The 20,753-nt window shown below is 59.2% G+C and carries 17 protein-coding genes; 9 read left to right on the top strand and 8 right to left on the bottom strand.

The features are described from left to right. Nucleotides 1-14 precede the first annotated feature (14 nt). Nucleotides 15-1,241 carry a dicarboxylate/amino acid:cation symporter gene (locus CHU71_RS00850; protein ID WP_100086711.1) on the top strand — a complete coding sequence of 409 codons (1,227 nt, stop codon included), beginning with the start codon at nucleotides 15-17 and terminating at the stop codon, nucleotides 1,239-1,241. 139 nt (nucleotides 1,242-1,380) lie between these two features. On the opposite strand, the gene trpA is transcribed toward CHU71_RS00850, so the two are convergent. The 6 genes from trpA to CHU71_RS00880 are packed head-to-tail and all read right to left on the bottom strand — an operon-like array spanning nucleotide 1,381 to nucleotide 8,057. Beyond that, entirely contained in the window at nucleotides 1,381-2,205 is an 825-nt protein-coding gene (gene trpA / locus CHU71_RS00855) for a tryptophan synthase subunit alpha (protein ID WP_147759892.1), read from the bottom strand. Continuing rightward, nucleotides 2,205-3,419 (bottom strand): tryptophan synthase subunit beta, encoded by a 1,215-nt coding sequence (gene trpB / locus CHU71_RS00860; protein ID WP_147759893.1) that lies wholly within the window; start codon nucleotides 3,417-3,419, stop codon nucleotides 2,205-2,207. The genes trpA and trpB overlap by 1 nt, the downstream gene beginning before the upstream one ends. 30 nt (nucleotides 3,420-3,449) lie before the next feature. Further along, a complete protein-coding gene (trpCF, locus tag CHU71_RS00865) occupies nucleotides 3,450-4,859 on the bottom strand; it encodes a bifunctional indole-3-glycerol-phosphate synthase TrpC/phosphoribosylanthranilate isomerase TrpF (protein WP_147759894.1) in 1,410 nt (469 codons plus the stop codon). Continuing rightward, entirely contained in the window at nucleotides 4,852-5,874 is a 1,023-nt protein-coding gene (gene trpD, locus CHU71_RS00870; protein WP_147759895.1) for an anthranilate phosphoribosyltransferase, read from the bottom strand. Before trpD ends, trpCF begins: the two co-directional genes overlap by 8 nt. After that, on the bottom strand, nucleotides 5,875-6,525 hold the full coding sequence (locus CHU71_RS00875; protein ID WP_147759896.1) for an anthranilate synthase component II: 651 nt from the start codon (nucleotides 6,523-6,525) through the stop codon (nucleotides 5,875-5,877). Beyond that, the gene (locus CHU71_RS00880) at nucleotides 6,522-8,057 is read right to left on the bottom strand and encodes an anthranilate synthase component 1 (protein WP_147759897.1); all 1,536 of its coding nucleotides are present in this window, start codon (nucleotides 8,055-8,057) and stop codon (nucleotides 6,522-6,524) included. Before CHU71_RS00880 ends, CHU71_RS00875 begins: the two co-directional genes overlap by 4 nt. A 295-nt stretch (nucleotides 8,058-8,352) precedes the next feature. On the opposite strand from CHU71_RS00880, the gene CHU71_RS00885 reads away from it, so the two are divergent. Beyond that, entirely contained in the window at nucleotides 8,353-9,009 is a 657-nt protein-coding gene (locus tag CHU71_RS00885; RefSeq protein ID WP_147759898.1) for a hypothetical protein, read from the top strand. A 69-nt stretch (nucleotides 9,010-9,078) separates the two neighbouring features. On the opposite strand, the gene CHU71_RS00890 is transcribed toward CHU71_RS00885, so the two are convergent. Further along, nucleotides 9,079-10,929, bottom strand: a complete 1,851-nt coding sequence (locus tag CHU71_RS00890) for an FAD-dependent monooxygenase (protein WP_147759899.1) — start codon at nucleotides 10,927-10,929, stop codon at nucleotides 9,079-9,081. A 296-nt stretch (nucleotides 10,930-11,225) separates the two neighbouring features. Next, a complete protein-coding gene (locus tag CHU71_RS00895; protein WP_147759900.1) occupies nucleotides 11,226-12,587 on the bottom strand; it encodes an MFS transporter in 1,362 nt (453 codons plus the stop codon). Nucleotides 12,588-12,710: 123 nt separating this feature from the next. Between CHU71_RS00895 and CHU71_RS00900 the strand changes: the two genes are divergently transcribed. The 7 genes from CHU71_RS00900 to CHU71_RS00930 all read left to right on the top strand — a co-directional run bounded on the left by CHU71_RS00900 (nucleotide 12,711) and on the right by CHU71_RS00930 (nucleotide 20,696). Then, nucleotides 12,711-14,180, top strand: coding sequence for a fumarylacetoacetate hydrolase family protein (locus CHU71_RS00900; protein ID WP_110301743.1), 1,470 nt, complete (start codon nucleotides 12,711-12,713; stop codon nucleotides 14,178-14,180). Beyond that, nucleotides 14,177-14,917 carry a GntR family transcriptional regulator gene (locus CHU71_RS00905; protein WP_147759901.1) on the top strand — a complete coding sequence of 247 codons (741 nt, stop codon included), beginning with the start codon at nucleotides 14,177-14,179 and terminating at the stop codon, nucleotides 14,915-14,917. Before CHU71_RS00900 ends, CHU71_RS00905 begins: the two co-directional genes overlap by 4 nt. 13 nt (nucleotides 14,918-14,930) lie before the next feature. After that, entirely contained in the window at nucleotides 14,931-16,445 is a 1,515-nt protein-coding gene (gene hpaE, locus CHU71_RS00910; RefSeq protein WP_110378768.1) for a 5-carboxymethyl-2-hydroxymuconate semialdehyde dehydrogenase, read from the top strand. A 33-nt stretch (nucleotides 16,446-16,478) separates the two neighbouring features. Continuing rightward, a complete protein-coding gene (hpaD, locus tag CHU71_RS00915) occupies nucleotides 16,479-17,555 on the top strand; it encodes a 3,4-dihydroxyphenylacetate 2,3-dioxygenase (RefSeq protein ID WP_147759902.1) in 1,077 nt (358 codons plus the stop codon). A 107-nt stretch (nucleotides 17,556-17,662) separates the two neighbouring features. Beyond that, nucleotides 17,663-18,448, top strand: coding sequence for a 2-oxo-hept-4-ene-1,7-dioate hydratase (gene hpaH, locus CHU71_RS00920; protein WP_147759903.1), 786 nt, complete (start codon nucleotides 17,663-17,665; stop codon nucleotides 18,446-18,448). Beyond that, nucleotides 18,433-19,212 carry an HpcH/HpaI aldolase/citrate lyase family protein gene (locus CHU71_RS00925; RefSeq protein ID WP_147759904.1) on the top strand — a complete coding sequence of 260 codons (780 nt, stop codon included), beginning with the start codon at nucleotides 18,433-18,435 and terminating at the stop codon, nucleotides 19,210-19,212. The genes hpaH and CHU71_RS00925 overlap by 16 nt, the downstream gene beginning before the upstream one ends. 8 nt (nucleotides 19,213-19,220) lie before the next feature. Further along, entirely contained in the window at nucleotides 19,221-20,696 is a 1,476-nt protein-coding gene (locus tag CHU71_RS00930) for an NAD-dependent succinate-semialdehyde dehydrogenase (RefSeq protein WP_147759905.1), read from the top strand. Nucleotides 20,697-20,753 lie beyond the last annotated feature (57 nt).

Raw genomic sequence — 20,753 nt, forward strand, 5'->3', positions numbered from 1 at the left:
GAAAAGAAAACGATATGAACCTCAAGAGTATTACTAACTCTTTGCTCTTCAAGATCATCGTTGCGATCATCCTAGGTATCATTGCCAGCTCTTTCTTCCCGGAGTGGGCCGGCCGTCTTTTTGCCACCTTTAACGGATTGTTCAGTAACTTCCTGGGTTTCTTCATCCCAGTTTTGATCTTCGCTCTCGTCGCTCCTGCTATCGCTGGCCTTGGCCGCGGTGCCGGTAAGTGGCTTGGCATCACAGCCGGAATTGCCTATGGCTCTACTATCATTTCCGGTCTGATTGCATACGGTCTCTCGATTGCCCTCTACCCCACCCTTTTGGCGGGTCAGTCCATCAACACTAATGTCTCCGATATTGAGGAAGGCGCACTCGCTCCCTACTTCACCGTCGAGATGCCGGCGCCATTTGAGGTCATGTCGGCGTTGTTGCTTTCCTTCTGCGTTGGCGTAGCCATGACTTCGGTAAAGTCTGACAATCTCTACGCAATAACTAAGGAATTTGAGAACGTTGTAGTCAAGGTGATTTGGGGCTTCGTCATTCCGTTGTTGCCTATCTACATCTTCGGTATGTTCCTGTCGCTGGGTATGAATGGAAACCTGGGCGACGTCTTGGTTGCATTTGCAAAGGTGCTGATCCTTGCCGTCGTTATGACCATCGTTTACCTAGTCTTCCAGTACATCCTTGCTGGCATCATCTCAGGCAAGAATCCGTTTACCGCTTTGAAGAATATGGCTCCTGCGTACTTCACTGCACTGGGTACGTCATCCTCCGCGGCAACCATTCCGGTGACACTTGAGTCCTCATTAAAGAATGGTATTTCTAAGCCAGTTGCGGGCTTTGTCATCCCTCTGTGTGCCACCATCCACCTATCGGGATCGATGATGAAGCTGACGCTTTATGCCTTCGCCATCGTCACGATGACCGATATGGATGTTTCTTTCGGCAAGGCGATGAGCTTCATTTTCTTGCTGGGCATCATGATGATTGCTGCACCGGGTGTTCCAGGTGGTGCTGTAATGGTGGCAGTTGGCCTACTGCAGGCGAACATGGGCTTCGATGAATCTCTCGTTGCTCTCATGATCGCCGCCTACATTGCAATCGACTCTGTGGGAACCGCTGCTAATGTCACCGGTGATGGCGCTATCGCCATGATTGTGGACCGCTTTGCTCGCGAGAAGATTGACGGGCTTGAGGCTGAGGCTGATGCTGAACCTGCTCGCCAAGAACTGAGCTAGACTCTTTGCTCCTGATGACCCGGTTTTACCGGGTCATTTTTTATGCCCTTTTGCGGTAGTAGAAGAACGATGAAAAAGTGGTCATGCCCCAAGCATGCCGCTGGGATATGACCACTTCTTCCTACCTGGGGAGGATTTTCTACTTCTTGGTAGCCGCCTTCATTGATGCAACGAAGTCGGTGATTTCCTTCTTCAGTGCTTCGACATTGATGTCGGTGCCGGTTTCACGTGAAACATGCTTCTCGATGATCTTCGTAATTGCGGAGCCAGTGATGGCGCCGGAAGCGCCAGCGGCGATTGCGTCAGCGACGTGCTGCGGCGTGGAGATGCCGAATCCCAGAAGGATTGGCGCGCCGCCGAAGCGCTTCACGTTAGCCACAACCTCGTCGAGGCCGCGGGTTTCGGAGGCCTTTTCGGTACCGGTGACGCCGTCACGGGAGATGGCGTAAATGTAGCCCTTGGAATTCTTGGCAACGCCCGCGAGGGTCTTCTCGCTTGCCTGTGCCGGGGCGATGAAGATTGGGTCGATGTTGGCCTTGACTGCAGCGGCGATGAATGGGGCGCCCTCACGCACGGGAACGTCGGGAAGCAAAATGCTGTCCGCGCCCGCATCGTGGAACTCCTGGTAGAAGTTCTCGATGCCGCGGGTGAAAGGAACGTTGCCGTAGATGAGCATGCCGATGGGCAGATCAGGGAACTCGGCGCGGATCGTCTTGATCTGTTCAATCGCGGCGTCGACAGTAGCGCCGTTCTCCAGAGCGCGGATGTGGGAGGCCTGGATCGTGGGGCCGTCAGCTACCGGATCGGAGAAGGGAACGCCCAACTCGAGGGCGTCGGCGCCGCCGGCCACAGCCGCGCGGACGATCTCCAGGGCAACCTCCGGGAAGGGATCTCCGAGCATGATGAAGGGAACGAATGCGCCCTCGCCGGACAGGGATTCAAAAAGGTTGTCGTAGCGGCTCATTAGTTCTCCTCCTGGAGGCGTAGTTCAGGGTGTTCTTCGAGAGTGTGGCGGACGTGGTCGATGTCCTTGTCACCGCGGCCGGAAAGGGAGACGAGGATGGTGATGTCCTCGTCCTTGCGCTTGAGCGCATAGGCCAGGGCGTGAGAAGACTCGAGGGCGGGGATGATACCCTCCTTCTTGCTCAGCAGCTGGAAGGCCTCGAGAGCCTCGGCGTCGGTGATGCCGACGTACTTGGCACGGCCGGTCTTCGACAGGTGGGCGTGCTGCGGGCCGACGCCCGGGTAATCCAGGCCTGCGGAGATGGAGTAGGACTCCTCGATTTGGCCATCAGAATTGCGCATGAGGTAGGAACGCGCGCCGTGGAGAATGCCGACGGTGCCGTTGTTGATGGTGGCGCCGTGCTTACCGGAATCGAGGCCTTCGCCACCGGGCTCCGCGCCGACAAGCTCGACGCCCTGGTCTTCAATGAAATCAGCGAACATGCCGATGGCGTTAGAGCCGCCGCCCACGCAGGCGACGACGAGGTCCGGCAGCTTGCCAGTCCGCTCGATCATCTGCGCCTTGGCCTCTTCGGAGATGACCTTGTGGAACTCGCGCACGATGGTCGGGAACGGGTGTGGGCCCGCTGCGGTACCGAGGAGGTAGTGAGACTCATGGAAAGTAGCGGTCCAGTCACGCAGTGCTTCGTTCACAGCGTCCTTGAGGGTGCCGGAGCCGGAGTCAACGGGTACTACCTTGGCGCCCATCAGCTCCATTCGATAAACATTGGGCTGCTGGCGCTCTACGTCCTTCGTGCCCATGTAAATGACACAATCAAGGTCAAGTAGCGCACACGCGAGGGCGGTGGCGGTGCCGTGCTGGCCCGCGCCGGTTTCCGCAATAATGCGGGTCTTGCCCATGCGCTTGGCCAGCAGAGCCTGACCGATAACCTGGTTGGTCTTGTGTGCGCCGCCGTGGACGAGGTCTTCGCGCTTGAGGAAGATGCGTGCCCTACCTCCCAGCTTGGTTGCCTCGGTCAGTGGGGTGGGGCGTCCGAGGTAATCCTTCAGGTAGCCCGCGAGCTCCTTGCGGAATTCAGGATCGTTTTGTGCGTCCACGAATGCCTTTTCGAGCTGATCAAGCGCTGGAATCAGGGATTCCGGAACGAACTGTCCGCCGAATTCACCGAAGTAGGCCGGGAGCAGGGTTTCCCTGGTTTCTTGTGTATCAGTCATGGTGTTTCCTCTTAGGTTGGGAGGTGGATATTAGTTCTGCTTGGTGTAGGTACGAATGGTGCTGAACGCCCTGGCGATGAGGCCAGAATCCTTACCGCGTGGTGTCTCGAGGCCAGAATCCTTACCGCGTGGTGTCTCGAGGCCAGAATTCAGATCTAATCCGATCGTACCTACGGCGAGGGCCTGCTCGAGGTTGGCGAGATTCAAACCGCCCGCCAGCAGGGCGGGAATCCCAGCGGGGACTGTTGACCAGTCGAAGGTCTCCCCCGTGCCGCCGGAACCGGTGTCGAGGACCAAGAGATTCGCGACGTCGGCAAGCGCTGCAACCAACTCTGGGGCGTGAGGTGCCGTCATATCGATGGCACGCCAGACGTGGTTGGAATGCTTGCTGGCCTCTTTGATGAGAGCACGCTCGCCCTCAACGCTCCCCTGGTATGGCGCGTGGAGCTGGATGGCGTGGATGCCGTCGAGGGCGAGTTCTTCAAAGTTGGAGATGCGGCGGGAGACGGCAACGTAGAGCAGGTCCGGCTCATGGGCTATGATGTCTTGCGCAGTTTCACGTGAAACATTACGCGGAGAGGCTTCCTCGAAAATGAGCCCGCCGTACACAGCGCCGGCGGCACGTGCTGCTTGAGCAGCGGTCCACGACGTTAGTCCGCAGACCTTATTGTCGCCGTAGACCAGGCGGCGGGCGGCGAGATCGATGTCGGGCTGACTCGTTAGTTGGGAACCCACAAGGAAGGCGTTGGCGTGGCCGCCGATGCGGCGCACCGTCTGGTTGTCGCGGATTCCAGATTCGGAGACCACGATCTTGCCCTCCGGAATGTACTCGGCGAGCTGCTCTGAGCGCGTCAGGTCGATGCTGAGATCGTGCAGATTGCGGTTGTTAATACCGATGATATCTACGCCAAAGGCAACCGCGCGGTCGACCTCTTCCTTGGTGATCGCCTCGGTGAGGACATCCATGCCAAGCGAATCGGCCAGGGCCTTGAGTTCGGCGTAGGTCTCATCATCGACGATCGACATCATCAACAGGATGGCATCGGCACCGTAGTAGCGCGCCGCATAGACCTGAATCGGATCGATGATGAAGTCCTTGCACAGAACCGGCAGGTGCGTCGACATTGCGACGGTCTGCAATTGGTCATAGTCGCCGCCGAACCTGTCCGGCTCGCAGAGCACCGAGATGGCAGAGGCATAACGCGAATAGATGCGCGCAATGTTGCCCGGCTCGTAGTGCTCGCGGATAAGACCGAGCGAAGGCGAGGAGGACTTACACTCCATGATGAAGCGGTTGGTGCCCTTGAGGGCGTCGTAAAGCGAACGCTCCGATTTGGGCAGCGCCTGAAGGTCGACGTGTGCGATGCGCTCACGAATGTCAGGGAGGTGCGTGCGGCGCTTGGCGACGATCCCTTCCAGCACCGTTGGCAGACTAGCCATAGTAGGCCTCCTCGTGGGTACGCAGCCATTGCGCCATCTGGCCGGAGTCGATGACTTCCTTGGCGTGCGCCACGCCTGCGGCGATGGACTCGGCCTTGCCGCAGAGGTAGAACATGGCGCCCGCGGTGGCCACGATGGCGTCGTAATGCGCAGGCTTGCCCTCCCCTGCGAAGACCTTGCGGATGAGCGCGGCGTTCTCGGCGCCATCGCCGCCCTCGAGCTCCGCGAGCTCGTGACGCGCGATACCGAGCTCCTCCGGGGTGATGTCATATTCCTTAATCTCGCCGTCGTTGAGTTCCCACACGTGAGTGGTTCCGTGGATAGCAATCTCGTCGGTGCCCGCGCCATGGACCACGAGCGCGCGGGTGCGGCCGAGCTCCTTGAATACCTCAGCGATGAGTTGGCCCTGCGTCGGATTCGCGATGCCCATGATCTGGAATTCCGGGCGGCCCGGAGAAAGCAGTGGGCCGAGGGTGTTAAAGATGGTGGGGATGCCTAGCGCCTTGCGCACTGGTTGCACGTGGGCCACCGCAGGGTTGTAGGCGGGTGCGAATAAGAAGGTGAAGTTCGAGGCCTCGAATTGCTTCACGGCGCGCTGTGGATTGAGGTCGAGCGGAATGTTCATGGCTTCGAGTACGTCCGCGGAACCCGATTTGGAGGAGACTGAACGGTTGCCGTGCTTGATCATCTTCACGCCGTCGGACGCAGCGACTAGCGACGCCGCCGTGGTGATGTTGATGGTATTCGCGCCGTCGCCGCCCGTTCCGGCGGTGTCCATGAGGCCCTCCCCCGTCACCGGGAAGGGGCGGCCAGCGGTGAGAAAGGCATGGGCTGCGCCGGCGACGTCGGCGAAGGTCTCGCCACGGGTGCGGATATGGGTGAGAAGCGCTGCGACGTGGATGTCGTCATATTCGCCGATGGTTAACGGGGTGAAGACCTCGATGGCCTGCTCCACCGTGGGTTCGGTGATATCCAGGTAACCCTGGAGGGCCTTGAGTGCATTCTTATTTTCCATTTACTTGGTCTCTCCCTTAATTGATTTCAGCGATAAATTCTCGATGCAACGTTCCAACATGATTGGACCCTTCGGGCTCAACACGGACTCCGGGTGGAACTGCACGCCGAATGCCATTCCATCGTCAGTCTCGGCCGCCATCACTACGTCACCGATCTGTGTCTCCGTGGTCGCCAAGGCCCGCATTCCGGCGGGAATCTGCGTGCAACCCAAGGAGTGGTAGCGGGCCACTGGAACCTGCGTGCCCACATAGTTCGGGTTGTCCGGCTCGGAGTCCACGTTAAGGCCGGTGAAGATCGGGTGCTGGGCTCCTTCTTTGGTCAGCGTCATCGGCACCGACTTGCCGTGTACCGGGCCGCAAGGCTCGACGGTTCCGCCGTGGTGATCCAGCAGCGCCTGGAAGCCGAGGCAGATGCCGAAAAGCGGGATCTCGCCGAGCACGTGATCGATGAGCTCCATCATGCAGCCGGCATCGCGCGGGTGGCCGGGGCCTGGGGACAGGCAGATGATGTCCGGCTGTGCGGCCAGAATCTCCTCGACGGAGACGGTGTTGCGGAAGATGGTGGTCTTGTAGCCAGCGAGTGCGTCCACGAGGTTGTAGACAAAGGAGTCGTGGTTATCAATGAGCACCACGTGCGGGGAATGGGTCATCGGACAACCTCCAATTGGGCGTTGTGCGCCAGAGCGATGGCGTGCAGGACTGCGTAGGCCTTGTGCAGGGTTTCATCTGCTTCAGCTTGGGGGACGGAATCACGGACTACGCCGGCACCTGCCTGGACCACGGCTTGGCCGTTCTTGACGTAGGCGGAGCGGATGACGATGCAGTTATCCATAGAACCGTCGCCCTTGAGGTAACCCACTGCCCCGCCGTAGGAGCCGCGCCGGGTTCCCTCGGTTACGCGTATGAGTTCCATCGCGCGTAGCTTCGGTGCGCCGGTGAGTGTTCCCATGTTCATGCAGGCGCGGTATGCGTCGAGGGCATCGTAGTCTTCGTGAAGAGTGGCGGTTACACGTGAAACCAAGTGCATGACGCGCGAATAACGGTCCACCTGGAGTAGCTCCGCGACCTTGCGGGTCTGCGGTACGGCCACGCGGGCAAGGTCGTTGCGGGCGAGGTCCACAAGCATGGTGTGCTCGGCGACTTCCTTGTTGTTGGTACGCATCTCGAGTTCGTTGCGGATGTCGAGCTCATGGTTGATGCTGCCGTCTGGGTTGAGCCCACGCGGGCGCGTACCGGCGATGGGATAAAGCTGTACCTCGCGGGTGGAGGCATTAAACTTCAGGTTCGACTCCGGGGAGGCACCGAAGAGTTCGTAGTCCGCGCCGCGCACGTAGAACATGTACGGCGAGGGGTTGGTCTCGCGGAGCTGACGGTAGGCGGCGAATGCATCGGGGCAATCGAGCGAAAATGCGCGCGCGGGCACCACCTGGTAGATGTCCCCCGCAGTCACGTTATTTTGTAACTGTGACACAATGGCGCGGAACTCGGAGTCGGGCATCGAAGCTTTCGCGATGAGTCGATAGCGGCTTGGAGTGGGCTCCAGTTCTTGTGCCTCGATGGATGCGAGCTCTGCCAAGCTTGACGACGCCGCTTCCTCGCTCAGATCGACCGCATGCAACGCGGCGGTCTCCGTGGCGTGGTCGATGGTCAGTAGCGTCTGCGCGACGACGAACTCATAATCCGGATAATCGTTCGGCCCCTCCCCTACGGCGGGCAGTTTCTCGAAGCTCTCGAGATAGTCATAAGCAAAGCCGCCGCCGACGAATGGAAGTGCTCCATCCGGAGTGGAGTAACCAGCGTCTAATTGAAGGGCTCGGAGAACAGCGGCCGTCGATACATCGCGGAGGCGCTCGCGCTCGTCGCTCTTGGAGGAAAGACTAAATACAAAATCTTCGCCATCAAAGTGCTCGCCGAGCTGATCCTTGAGTCGCGCCATCATTGTCTCGCCGACTTCAGTTAGTGGCGTGGCTGTGACGCGCTGGCCCCGGCAGGTGACTTTCAGCGCGGCCTGGAGAACGGCGATGCAGTTGAGGTTCTTCTTGGACTCGATGTCGGCGGCCTCAAGGAGGAGGCTATCCTTCGACTGCGCGAGCCGGTGGAAAAGCAGCGACGCATCCTGCTCATAAGGTATCGCTTGGGAGGCGGTGTGGAAGACCGTTCCGGCGGTAGGGGTTGGTGGCATTAGTGGTGCCCTTTCGCGGCTAAATGTTGTCTATGGCTTCTTGAGTTTTGAAGCTTTAGATTCGCGCCGCGTGCGCCGTGGTGGCTATAAAACCACGAAAGGCCCGCATAGCGCGAGCCTAAATCTTCTGGTTTCGAGTGAACTGGCCCGCAGTTACGCGCGCCACCACCAGTTCTGGGATGTGTTGGTCAGAAGTTGCATGAAACACACCATAGCATGAGTGTGTGCTATGTGTGTGGTTTCGCGCACATTTTATACACAGGCAAAATGAGTGCTCCTATGTATGATTGTGACCATGGACACGCTTGAAGCCAAACTCGCACCACTTCAGGAACAGTACTCGGAACAACTAACCAAGCGCCGTGAGGAAGCGGCGGAGACCTTCAGGCGTTTCATGGAAGTTCACGGCGACGATGAGAAGCTGAAGCAGCACAAGACATGGCAAGCGCCATATGTCGACGCTTTCGCCCGTGAGGTCGCTCCGAAGCTCAGCGTCGATGAGGTTGAACTCGTGCTCGGCCAATCGCTGGTGGAATACCACGGCAGCGATTGGCTCGTGGTTGGCGAGAACGATGGCGAGCCAGTCTTCGGCATCTTCGATCCGGCCCGCCGTAGCGCTGCCCTTCCCCGCACCTACGCCCGCGAAGTCGTGGAAGGTAATTCTCTCAAGTTCTTCGGCCTCCACTGGGTCCAGGTCTGGGACTTTGAGCCGGATGCTCCGGAATATTCTCCGGGCAAGTCCATAGCGGTGATGGAACAAATCATATTGAGTGCCGCTTTCTATCGCGCGCTGGAGCATCAAGAAGAATCTTCCCAAGAGGTTCTAACTCACGTTCTTGAGGAACTCGATGCTTCCGATCTTCGCGATAGGGTTGCGGAGCTAAACCGCCAGCCGCTCGAGGAACGCTTGGAAGAGCTCTTGGCTACGCACTCATATTGTCTTCAAACTTAAGCCCCGCGCTGTGTTTCACGTGAAACACTACGCGGGGCCTTGTTTGTGGCTGTTATTTAGAGCCGTTGCTTACTTGGTTGGCAACAGTGCCTTGTCGAAGTACGCCTCGACAGCCGCGGCGTCGTCAAGCGGCAGAACTGCGCCCACGTACTGGTCCGGGCGGACGATAACGACCGCACCCTCGCGGGAGACACCGCGGGCCTCGAAGATGTCCTCCTCTGGGGAAAGCGCGTTGAAGACGTTCTCCCAGTTTGGGATGTTGAATTTGCCGTTCAAGGGGCGGAACAGACGCGGAGCGTCGAGAATCTCGTAGTCGTGGTGGTTGGTCTGCTGGTAGATGGCCTTGATATCAAAGTAGGTGTTCTCATCGGCGCCTTCCGGGTTGAACTTAGCGATAATCTCTTGCATCTGCTCAGCCCAGGCGGTGAGCTTGGATTCCTCGCCAGCCTTCGGGGCGTCGGCAAAAGCGTAGATGCGGTAGCGTCCGTCGGCGAAGTGCTGGTGGCCGAGGTGAAGCTTGAAGGCATCGCAGCGGCGGAGCACCTCGAAGGACTTGAAACGCTTGCCCACGGGGAAGCCAGTAGCCAGATCCTGGTGCTGGGTGTCACCGACGATGATGTTCTCTTCGTACTGCGTCATCATGCCGGCAGCGAACTCTTCGGCAGCAACGTAGTACTTCTCTACTGCCTCCGGATCATCGAGCTCCTCGGGAGGGGTGGCCATAAGGGTGGACCACTCGCGGTCGAAGTTGATGAGGTTCTGGGCGGCCGGCTGGCGCTCACCGTGGTAGGTGCACAGCAGCTCCTCTGGCGCGCGGCCGTCGAGGACGTGGCCGAGCTTCCAGCCAATGTTGAAGCCGTCCTGCATGGAGACGTTCATGCCCTGGCCAGCCTTGGCGGAGTGGGTGTGGCAAGCGTCGCCGGTGAGGAAGACGCGTGGGGTGTCGTTGTTGTCGTCGAAAGCGTCGACCAAGCGGTGTCCCACCTCGTAAACGGAGTGCCACGCCACCATCTTCACGTCGATGAAGTACGGCGAGTAGATTTCGTTGGCCTTCTCAATGATCTTCTCGATTGGGGTCTCGCGAACCTTGCCGTTGTCGCCCTCTGGAACAACGCCGAGGTCGACGTAGACGCGGCAGAGGTAGCCGCCCTCACGCGGGATGTGAAGAATGGAGCCAGCCTTGGAGTGGATTGCACACTTGGTGCGCCAGTCAGGGAAGTCGGTGTCGACGACCACGTCCATAACGCCCCATGCGTGATTGGCCTGGTCACCCTTCAGGGAGCGGCTGATGGACTTGCGGACGCGGGACTTTGCGCCGTCACAGCCGATGACGTATTTGGCGTGGACAGTACGTGGGTTGCCGTTCTCATCCTCCAAGTGGGCGGCGACGGGGTACTCCCCCTCCCCGACCTCAAGCTCGATGAACTTCCAGCCGTAGTCCGGCTTGATGCGCGCCGGGGCACGGTGTGCGAAGCGGGCGAAGTAGTCGAGGACGCGTGCCTGGTTCACGATGAGGTGCGGAAACTCGGAGATGCCAAACTCATCATCGATTGGGCGTGCACCGCGCTTGATGTGCTCGTGGTTTTCGGGATCCGGATTCCAGAAGGACATCTCGGTGATTTCATAAGCCTCTTCGGTGATTTCCTTAGCAAAGCCGAATGCCTGGAAGGTCTCCACGGAGCGGGACTGGATGCCGTCTGCCTGGCCCAAGATGAGGCGGTGTGGACGACGTTCGATAATGCGGGTGTTGACGTTGGGGAACATCGCCAACTGTGCAGCTGCGATCATGCCTGCCGGGCCGGAGCCGGCGATGAGGACGTCCATGGTGTCTGGGAGCTCAGATGGGCGATCTACGCCGTATCCTGCTGGCTCAAGGACGCGTGGGTCTTGGGAAACATAACCGTTGTGGTGGAACTGCACTGTGGTCTCCTTACTAACCGAGATGAGGAGGGGGTGGGAGGAACCCCCGCGGTGTGTGAGGTTCTCGTGGGACTGATGGTGACCCACTTCAATGAGTCATATATCTGTGATCCAAGTCCTATGTGCCGAATCATATATGATGGCGCGATATTGCACAATCACTTTTAAGAGTTTTCTGGGTTTGTGCTCGTGCGCTTTGAGAGGTGCAAAAATGCCGCCAGTTTCTCCCACCTTGCCGGGTAGGAGAAACTGGCGGCTAAGTCTGTGAGCGGCTGCTAGGTGGCTACCGGTTGCGGCTACTTGTTGAAGATGAAGTGGCCACGGGCTTGCTCTGTCTCGTGCTCTGGGCCGAGTGGAATACCCTTGCGTTCACGCAGGATAAACGTGCATACCAGACCAACGATGGAGGCGGTGACGAGGTATCCGGACACGGCGAAGGTCGTGCCGGTGGCTTCCACCAGGGAGGCGGCAATCATCGGGGCGAAGGCGCCACCCAGAACCGAGCCGATAGCGTAGGTGATGGAAACTCCGGTTGCGCGGATGGAAGCTGGGAAGAGTTCGGCGTACATAGCGGACTGTGCACCGTAGGTAAGGCCAAGGCCCAAGGATAGGGAAATGAGGGCGACGTACAGCATCTTCAGATCGCCGGTGTTGACCAGCGGGAAGAGGGCGGCGGCACCAATGGCCTGCAGGACGAAGCCGATGAGGTAGGTGTTGCGCCGGCCAATCAAGTCGGAGATATAGCCGGCAAACAGGGTGAAGATTGCCCAAGTGAATGCGGAAAGTGTAACGGCGTTGAGGACGTCACCGCGTGCCAGTGCCACTGGGCCTTCAGGGTCAGAGGCGTACTTCTGGATGTAGCCACCGGTGGTCATGTAACCCACGGTTCCGTTGCCAGCGAAGATAAGCGCTGCGGTAAGAACCAGCGGGAAGAATTTCTTGAACAGCACTGTGAATGGGTGTGCAGACTCTTCTTCCTGGCGCTCCGCGATCTCCTCGAAGACTGGGGACTCCTCGACGCCCATGCGAATGAGGTAGCCAACGATGACCAGAACGAAGGAGAGCAGGAACGGTACGCGCCAACCCCACTGCATGAAGGCGTCGCCAGGCGCAATGCTATTCATGATGGACAGCACGCCGGAGGAAAGCAGCAGACCTGCGGGGACGCCGACCTGTGGGCCGGCGCCGTAGAGGCCGCGCTTGTTAACTGGGGCGTGCTCTACAGCCATCAGCACGGCGGAACCCCACTCGCCACCAGCGGAAATACCCTGGATGATGCGCAGGAAGATAAGCAGGATTGGGGCCCAAACACCCGCTGAGTCGTAGGTGGGCAGCACGCCGATGAGTGTGGTGGCGCCACCCATTGCAAAGAGGGTAGCCATGAGGACAACGCGGCGGCCGAGGCGGTCAGCGAAGTGTCCAGCCAGAAATGCGCCGACCGGGCGGAACAGGAATGACAAGCCAACGGTCAGGAAGGAGATGATGGTGGCGAGACCACCCTCCAGCGGGCCGAACATGAGCTTGTTAAATACGAGGCCGGCAACTGCGGCGTAGAGGAAGTAGTCGTACCACTCGATGGCGGTACCGATGGTGGTCGCAGCGACAACACGGCGACGTTCGCTCGTCGTGATTGTCGGGGTGGCGGTTGCGTGCGACATGTTTTTCCTTTCAATATGTGGCTTGCCATATACGTTCCAAGCTTTGTGAATTAAACCACTTGCGGTGATTGTAGGGATAATATACGATTTGGGCAAGCATTTGAGAGAAAAGAAGGATTTTTCATGGCTGTACCTCAATTTCTTCCTGAGAAACCGGGCAAGATGATTGCTGTGCATGTGGCTTTTGAGTCTCGTGCCGCACAACGAGGCCGCTGGCCCAAGACCCCGAGCTACTTTCTCAAGGCGACGAGCACGCTTGCCGAGTCCGGCGGCGTCGTCGAGCGCCCCGCGGGCACTGAGCTGCTTGCTTTCGAGGGCGAGATTGCGCTCATCATCGGAAAGGCGGCCCGCAACGTCTCCCTCGCGGAGGCTTGGGATTACGTTGCATATGTGACTGCCTCCAATGACCTGGGCATCTACGACTACCGCGCGCAGGACAAGGGCTCCAACACTCGCTCCAAGTCCCGCGATGGTTACACCCCGATTGGGCCGAAGCTTATCGACGCCCAGACGATCGACCCCAAGGGCCTGCGTCTGCGCACTTGGGTCAATGGCGAAGTCGTGCAGGAGGGCACCTCCTCTGATGAGGACCTCATCTTCCCACTCGCCCAGTTTGTGGCAGATCTTTCTCAGCACATGACTCTGGAGCCTGGAGATATCATTTTGACTGGTACGCCGGCCGGCTCCACCGTCATCGAGCCAGGCGACGTCGTCGAGGTCGAGGTTGACGTGCCGGGCGGTGTCACCTCTGGACGTTTGAAGAGCACCGTCGTGGAAATCCCGGCTAACTTCGACCCAGCCCTGGGCAACCTGCCGAAAGTCGATGACAAGCAGCGCGAGGACGCATACGGTGACCGCGAGTCTGCAGGCCTGCCACCACTTCCCTCCTCTGAGCTCTCCGCAGAGCTGAAGAAGAAACTGGAGGAAGCGCCGACCGCCGGTCTTTCCGCACAGCTGCGAGGCCGTGGCATCAATCAGTGCGTCATCGAAGGCGTTTACCCACAGACCAAGGGAACCAAGATGGTTGGCGTGGCTCGCACCCTGCGCTTCGTAGCTGGACGCGAGGACCTCTTTAAGTCCCACGGCGGTGGCCTAAACGAGCAGAAGAAGGTCTTCGACACCGTCAAGGAAGGCGAAGTCATCGTCATCGAAGCTCGCCAGGAGCCGGGTTCCGGCACCTTGGGGGACATCCTCGCGCTTCGTGCTAAGACCCGCGGCGCAGCCGGTGTGGTGACCGACGGCGGCGTTCGAGACTATGAAGCGGTTCGCGAAATCGGGCTCCCTGTCTTCACTCAGGGTGCGCATCCTTGCGTACTCGGCCGTAAGCACGTTCCGTGGGATAGCGACATCGCTGTCTCTTGCGGAAACGCCACCGTGGTTCCGGGCGACATCATCGTTGGTGATGACGACGGTGTCATCGTCATTCCGCGTGACCTAGCCGAAGAGGTAGCAGACGCTGCTTTGGCCAAGGAGCATGAGGACGAGTGGGTTGCTGAGCAAGTAAAGGCAGGCGCCAGCCTCGACGGAATGTTCCCGCCAACGGGGGCCAATAAAGAGGCTTACCTTGAGTTCAAGAATGGTGGTGGTCAGTGACTTCAGCAAAGGATCAGACCCAGAAATCTGAACAATCCGCGTCTGAGAGTAAGTCTCAGCAAGCCTATAACTGGATAAGCCGCCAGATTCGCACTCGTGAGTATGAGCCAGGGCATCGGTTGGTGCTCTCAACAATTGCAGAAGAACTCAACGTCAGCGTCGTTCCAGTGCGCGAAGCCATCCGGCAACTCGAAGCCGAGGGCCTAGTCACCTACGAACGCAATGTTGGTGCCAGGGTAACCACGCACAATCGCGAGGCCTACTACGAGTCGATGGATATCGTGGCCACTCTGGAGGCACGGGCCACCGCCCAATCGGCAGCGTTTCTCACCGCTGAGGATTTTGCTAAGGCGCGAGCAATCAATCAGAAGATGCGTGAACTCGATGTGCATCACGACCCAGACGAGTTCACGAAGCTCAACAAAGAATTTCATAGTGTGCTTTTCGCCAAGTGCCCCAACGAAAGGCTCGTGAACTTGGTTTATGAGCAATGGGACCAACTTGAATACCACCGAGTCTCCACCTTCCGCTACGTACCGGAGCGGGCCCTGGAATCGGTGGCAGAACACGAAAAGCTGCTCGCTCTCATCGAGATCGGCGCGGAAGAAGCTTATGTGGAAAAGGTTGCGCGCGAACATCGCTTGCAGACTTCCCGCCGATACCGCGAGAAAAATAGCCAGGCAGAAAGCCCGGCAGACAGCAATGCAAAAGCAGAAATTACAGACACCGCAGTTTAAGGAGAATGCCGCAATGAGCATCAATAATGACGCCGCCAAGCCAGCCGACCTTCCAGAGAAGATCCTCCACTACATCGATGGTGAGTTCGTTGCCTCTATTGATGGCGACGAATTCGACGTACTCGATCCGGTAACCAACCAGAACTACATTAAGGCTGCTTCCGGTAAGCCAGCTGACATCGACAAAGCGGTTGCTGCCGCCAAGGCTGCCTTTGAGCGCGGCGAGTGGTCCAAGGCCCTGCCACGTGAGCGCGCACGCGTGCTCAACAAGATTGCTGACATTGTTGAGACCCGCGCTGACAAGCTCGCTGCATGGGAGTCCTTCGACTCCGGTCTGCCGATTACCCAGGCTAACGGCCAGGCAAAGCGCGCGGCGGAGAACTTCCGCTTCTTCGCTGACCTCATCGTTGCGCAGGCTGACGACGCCTACAAGGTTCCAGGCCGCCAGATCAACTACGTCAACCGCAAGCCAATCGGCGTCGCAGGTCTTATCACCCCGTGGAACACTCCGTTCATGCTCGAGTCTTGGAAGCTCGCTCCGGCAATTGCAACTGGCAACTCCGTTGTTCTGAAGCCGGCTGAGTTCACCCCGCTGTCTGCGCAGCTGTGGGCTGGAATCTTCGAGGAAGCTGGCCTGCCGAAGGGCGTATTCAACCTAGTCAACGGCTTCGGTGAAGAGGGCTACGCGGGCGACCCACTGGTCAAGCACCCAGACGTCCCGCTCATCTCCTTTACCGGTGAGTCCCGTACCGGCCAGATCATCTTCGGCAACGCTGCACCGCACCTGAAGGGGCTGTCGATGGAGCTCGGCGGCAAGTCCCCAGCCATCGTCTTCTCCGACGCTGACCTGGACACCGCTATCGACGCCTGCATCTTCGGCGTCTTCTCCCTGAACGGCGAGCGTTGCACCGCCGGCTCCCGCATCCTGGTTCAGCGCGACATTTACGATGAGTTCGTTGAGCGCTACACCGCCGTCGCCAAGCGTGTGAAGGTGGGCCTGCCTTCTGACCCGAAGACCGAGGTTGGCGCCCTGGTTCACCCAGAGCACTACGAGAAGGTCACCTCCTACATCGAGATCGGCAAGCAGGAAGCAAAGCTGGCAGCCGGCGGCGAGCGCCCAGAGGGCTTCGAAGAGGGCAACTTTGTGCAGCCAACCGTCTTCGTGGACGTCGATCCTTCCGCCCGCATCTTCCAGGAAGAGATCTTCGGCCCGGTCGTTGCCATCACCCCGTTCGACACCGACGAGGAAGCGCTCGAGCTGGCCAACAACACCAAGTACGGCCTGGCTGCTTACGTGTGGACCTCCGACCTTAAGCGTGCGCACAACTTCGCACAGAACGTCGAGGCTGGCATGGTTTGGCTCAACTCGAATAACGTCCGCGACCTGCGTACCCCATTCGGCGGCGTGAAGGCTTCCGGCCTGGGCCATGAGGGTGGCTACCGTTCCATCGACTTCTACACCGACCAGCAGGCCGTCCACATCAACCTCGACAAGGTTCACAACCCGGTCTTCGGCAAGCAGGACTAATCCATCTCTCTCATTTCTTAAAAGGAGCACATCATGACCAACGTTCAGGCACCAGACATTCTGCGCTGCGCCTACATGGAGATCGTCGTCACCGACCTCGAGGCCTCCCGCAAGTTCTACGTGGATACCTTAGGCCTCGTCGTGACCGAGGAAGATGACAACGCAATCTACCTGCGCACCTACGAGGAGTTCATCCACCACAACCTGGTGCTGCGCAAGGGCCCTGTTCCGGCAGTGGCGGCCTTCTCCTACCGCGTGCGTAGCCCAGAAGATCTGGACCGTGCTGAGGAGTTTTACAAGGCCCGCGGCTGCGAAGTTCGCCGCAACAAAGACGGCTTTGTCAAGGGCATCGGCGACTCTGTGCGTGTGCAGGATCCGCTGGGCTTCCCATACGAGTTCTTCTACGAGGTAGAGCACCGCGAGCGTCTGGCGTGGAGCTATGACGCCCATATCCCGGGCGCGTTGGTTCGCTTGGATCACTTCAATCAGATCACCCCGGATGTCCCGAAGGCCGTGGAATACATGGAGGATCTTGGCTTCCGCATCACTGAGGATATTCGCGATGAGCAGGGCACCGTCTATGCCGCATGGATGCGCCGTAAGCCGACCGTTCACGATACTGCAATGACTGGTGGTGACGGCCCGCGCATGCACCACATCGCGTTCGCTACCCACGAGAAGCACAACATCATCGCCATCTGTGACAAGCTTGGCGCTCTCCGCGAGTCTGACGCTATCGAGCGCGGCCCAGGCCGTCACGGTGTTTCCAATGCCTACTACCTCTACTTGCGCGACCCGGATGGTCACCGCGTGGAGATCTACACCCAGGATTACTACACCGGCGACCCAGACAACCCGGTTGTCACCTGGGACGTCCACGACAATCAGCGTCGCGACTGGTGGGGTACCCCGGTTGTTCCTTCTTGGTACCGCGACGGCTCCACCGTCCTCGATCTCGATGGCAATCCGGTTCCGCTGGTCGAGCGCACCGATGAGTCCGAGCTGGAGCAGACCATCGGCGCGGATGGCTTCTCCTACACCCGCAAGGAAGATTCCGAGGATATGCCGGAGTGGAAGCAGGGCGAGTTCAAGCTCGGCAACCAGCTCTAAAGCTCTCATGGATGCTGGACTGTGATTTCAAGGTTGATCAAAACCCAGAAATGCGGTCCAGCTTTTCTGCATGTTTCACGTGAAACAACGAACTAAGGAATTCGACAATGTTAGATAGCAAGCAACATATAGCCATCGCGGATGAGCTGGCGCAGGCCGAGCGCGACCGCACGATGATTCCTCTGCTGAGCACTCGTTTCCCGGACATGGGCGTGGAGGATTCTTATGCCATCCAGGGTGAATGGGTAAAGCGCGGCATCGCCGGTGGGCGGCGCCTCGTTGGCCGCAAGATTGGCCTGACTTCCAAGGTAATGCAGGAGGCGACCGGCATTACTGAACCGGACTACGGGGCAATTTTCGCGGATCAGGTTTATGAGAACGGTTCCGTTATCGAGCATGCGCAGTTCTCGAACGTGCGCATCGAGGTGGAGCTCGCCTTCGTTCTCAAGGAGGACCTGGCGGGGCCTAACTGCAGCATCTTTGACGTGCTCCGCGCGACCGATTACGTGGTGCCAGCCTTGGAGATCCTCTCCTCCCGCATTGAGATGAAGGGCCGCACCATCGTGGACACCATCTCCGACAACGCGGCGCTCGGTGCGATGGTTTATGGCGGCAACCCAGTCCGTCCCGAAGACGTTGACCTCCGTTGGGTCTCCGCCCTCCTCTATCGCAATGAATCCATCGAAGACACCGGCGTCGCCGCGGCGGTGCTCAACCATCCGGCAATGGGCGTCGCCTGGCTGGCGAACAGGCTGCATGCCCACGGCGACACTTTAAAGAAGGGCGACATCATCCTCGCCGGCTCCTTCACCAAGCCGATGTGGGTGGAGCCGGGCGATACCGTCCACGCCGATTATGGAAAGTTGGGAGCAATCACATGCCGATTCCAGTAGAACTTCCGCCAACCTTCACGCGCGCGCTTGACGACGCCCCCTTGATCGGCGCTTGGATTTGCTCCGGCTCCCAGGTGGCGGCGGAAATTGTTGCTTCCGCCGGTTTCGATTGGCTGCTCATTGATGGCGAGCACTCCCCTTATAGCTTGGAGACCATCGCAGAATTGCTTCGGGCCACGGATGCGTATGGGCCAACCCGCATGGTGCGTGTTCCGGTTAATGACACCGCACTTATCAAGCAATACCTAGATGTTGGTGCCCAGAATCTGATGGTGCCGATGGTCGATACTGTCGCCGAGGCCGAGAAGGCTGTAGCGGCAATGTATTACCCACCGCGCGGTGTGCGCGGCGTCGGCAGTGCGTTGGCTCGTTCTTCCCGCTGGAATGGTGTGGAGGGGTATTTGCAGAAGGCGGCTGAGACCGTCAGCCTGACCGTGCAGATTGAGTCCTTCACCGCTGTGGAGAACGCGGCGGAGATCGCGGCCGTCGATGGTGTTGACCAAGTATTTGTCGGTCCATCGGATCTGGCGGCCTCAATGGGGCTGCTGGGCCAGCAGACCCACCCAGACGTGCTGGACGCAGTGCAGCGTACTTTCGATGCGGTCCGTGCCGCGGGCAAGCCGGTGGGCGTCAACGCTTTCAATCTGGAGCAGGCGCAGCGTTATCTCGACGCAGGTGCGTCGTTTGCGCTGGTAGGAGCTGATGTCCAGCTGCTGTCCGGTGCGGCGCGTACGCTGGCGGATAAATTCTCGAAGAAAGGTTAGCAACTTTTATGACTATCAATGTTGAGCAACTGTTGGCCAAGGTTCCGACCGGCCTGCTGATTAACGGACAGTGGCGCGATGCTGAGTCAGGCGAGACCTTCGACGTGGAGAATCCCGCCACGGGTGAGGTACTAGCCACATTGGCTTCGGCTAACTCGGAGGATGCCGTGGCCGCGCTGGATGCCGCCTGTGCCGTCCAGGACGAGTGGGCGCGCACAACCCCGCGCGAGCGTTCTAACATTCTGCGTCGTGCCTTCGAGCTTGTTACCGAGCGCAAAGATGAATTCGCTGCGTTGATGACCTTGGAAATGGGCAAGCCTCTGGCTGAGGCCTACGGTGAGGTCACTTACGGTGCGGAGTATCTGCGCTGGTTCTCTGAGGAAGCCGTGCGTGACTATGGCCGCAGCTTGCCCGCACCGGAGGGCACCCTTCAGATGGTGACCCGCCGTAAGCCGGTGGGCCCGTGCCTGCTTATCACCCCGTGGAACTTCCCACTCGCCATGGCTACCCGCAAGGTTGCGCCGGCGGTTGCTGCGGGCTGCACCATGGTGCTCAAGCCAGCGAAGCTGACTCCACTGACCGCTCAGTACTTCGCGCAGACCATGATTGACGCGGGTCTTCCGGAGGGCGTTCTGAACGTCGTGGCGGGCAAGTCCGCTTCCGCCATTTCTGAGCCGGTCATGGCTGACTCGCGCCTCCGCAAGGTGTCTTTCACTGGCTCTACTCCGGTGGGTAAGACTTTGTTGAAGGCTGCTGCGGACAACGTTCTGCGCACCTCCATGGAGCTCGGCGGCAACGCGCCGTTCATCGTCTTCAAGGACGCAGACCTGGATCAAGCTGTAGCGGGTGCGATGGGCGCGAAGATGCGCAACATTGGTGAGGCCTGCACCGCAGCTAATCGCTTTATCGTGCACGAGTCCGTGGCCGAAGAGTTCGCACAGAAGTTTGCCGCCAAGATCTCTGAGCTCAAGGTGGGCAACGGTATGGATGAGGGCGTTACCTGTGGGCCGCTCATTGAGAAGAAAGCTCAGGACAACGTCGCCGCGCTCGTCGAAGACGCCGTTGCCAAGGGTGCCAAAGTCCTCGTCGGCGGAAGCCGTGGTGAGGGTGCTGGCTACTTCTACGAGCCGACCGTCCTGACCAATGTTTCACGTGAATCACGCGTGGCGCAGGAGGAGATCTTCGGACCGGTTGCGCCGATCCTTACCTTCAGCGATGAAGCCGAGGCCATCGAGCTGGCCAACGACACCGAGTATGGCCTGGCCTCCTATGTGTTCACGGAAGACTCCGACCGTATGTGGCGTGTGGGCGATGGCCTAGAGTTTGGTCTCATGGGCTTTAATGCCGGTGTCATCTCTAACGCCGCTGCCCCATTCGGTGGCGTCAAGCAGTCCGGCATGGGCCGGGAGGGCGGCGCCGAGGGCATCGAGGAGTACACCTCGCTGCAGTACATCGGTGTGCGCAATCCCTACGCCAACGCCTAAGCCAAGAGAATAAAAGTAACGCTGAAAGCAGTCGCCTCATAGAGGGGCGGCTGCTTT

The organism is Corynebacterium sp. LK14 (genome assembly GCF_008042215.1).
Classification (GTDB): Bacteria; Actinomycetota; Actinomycetes; order Mycobacteriales; family Mycobacteriaceae; genus Corynebacterium; species Corynebacterium striatum.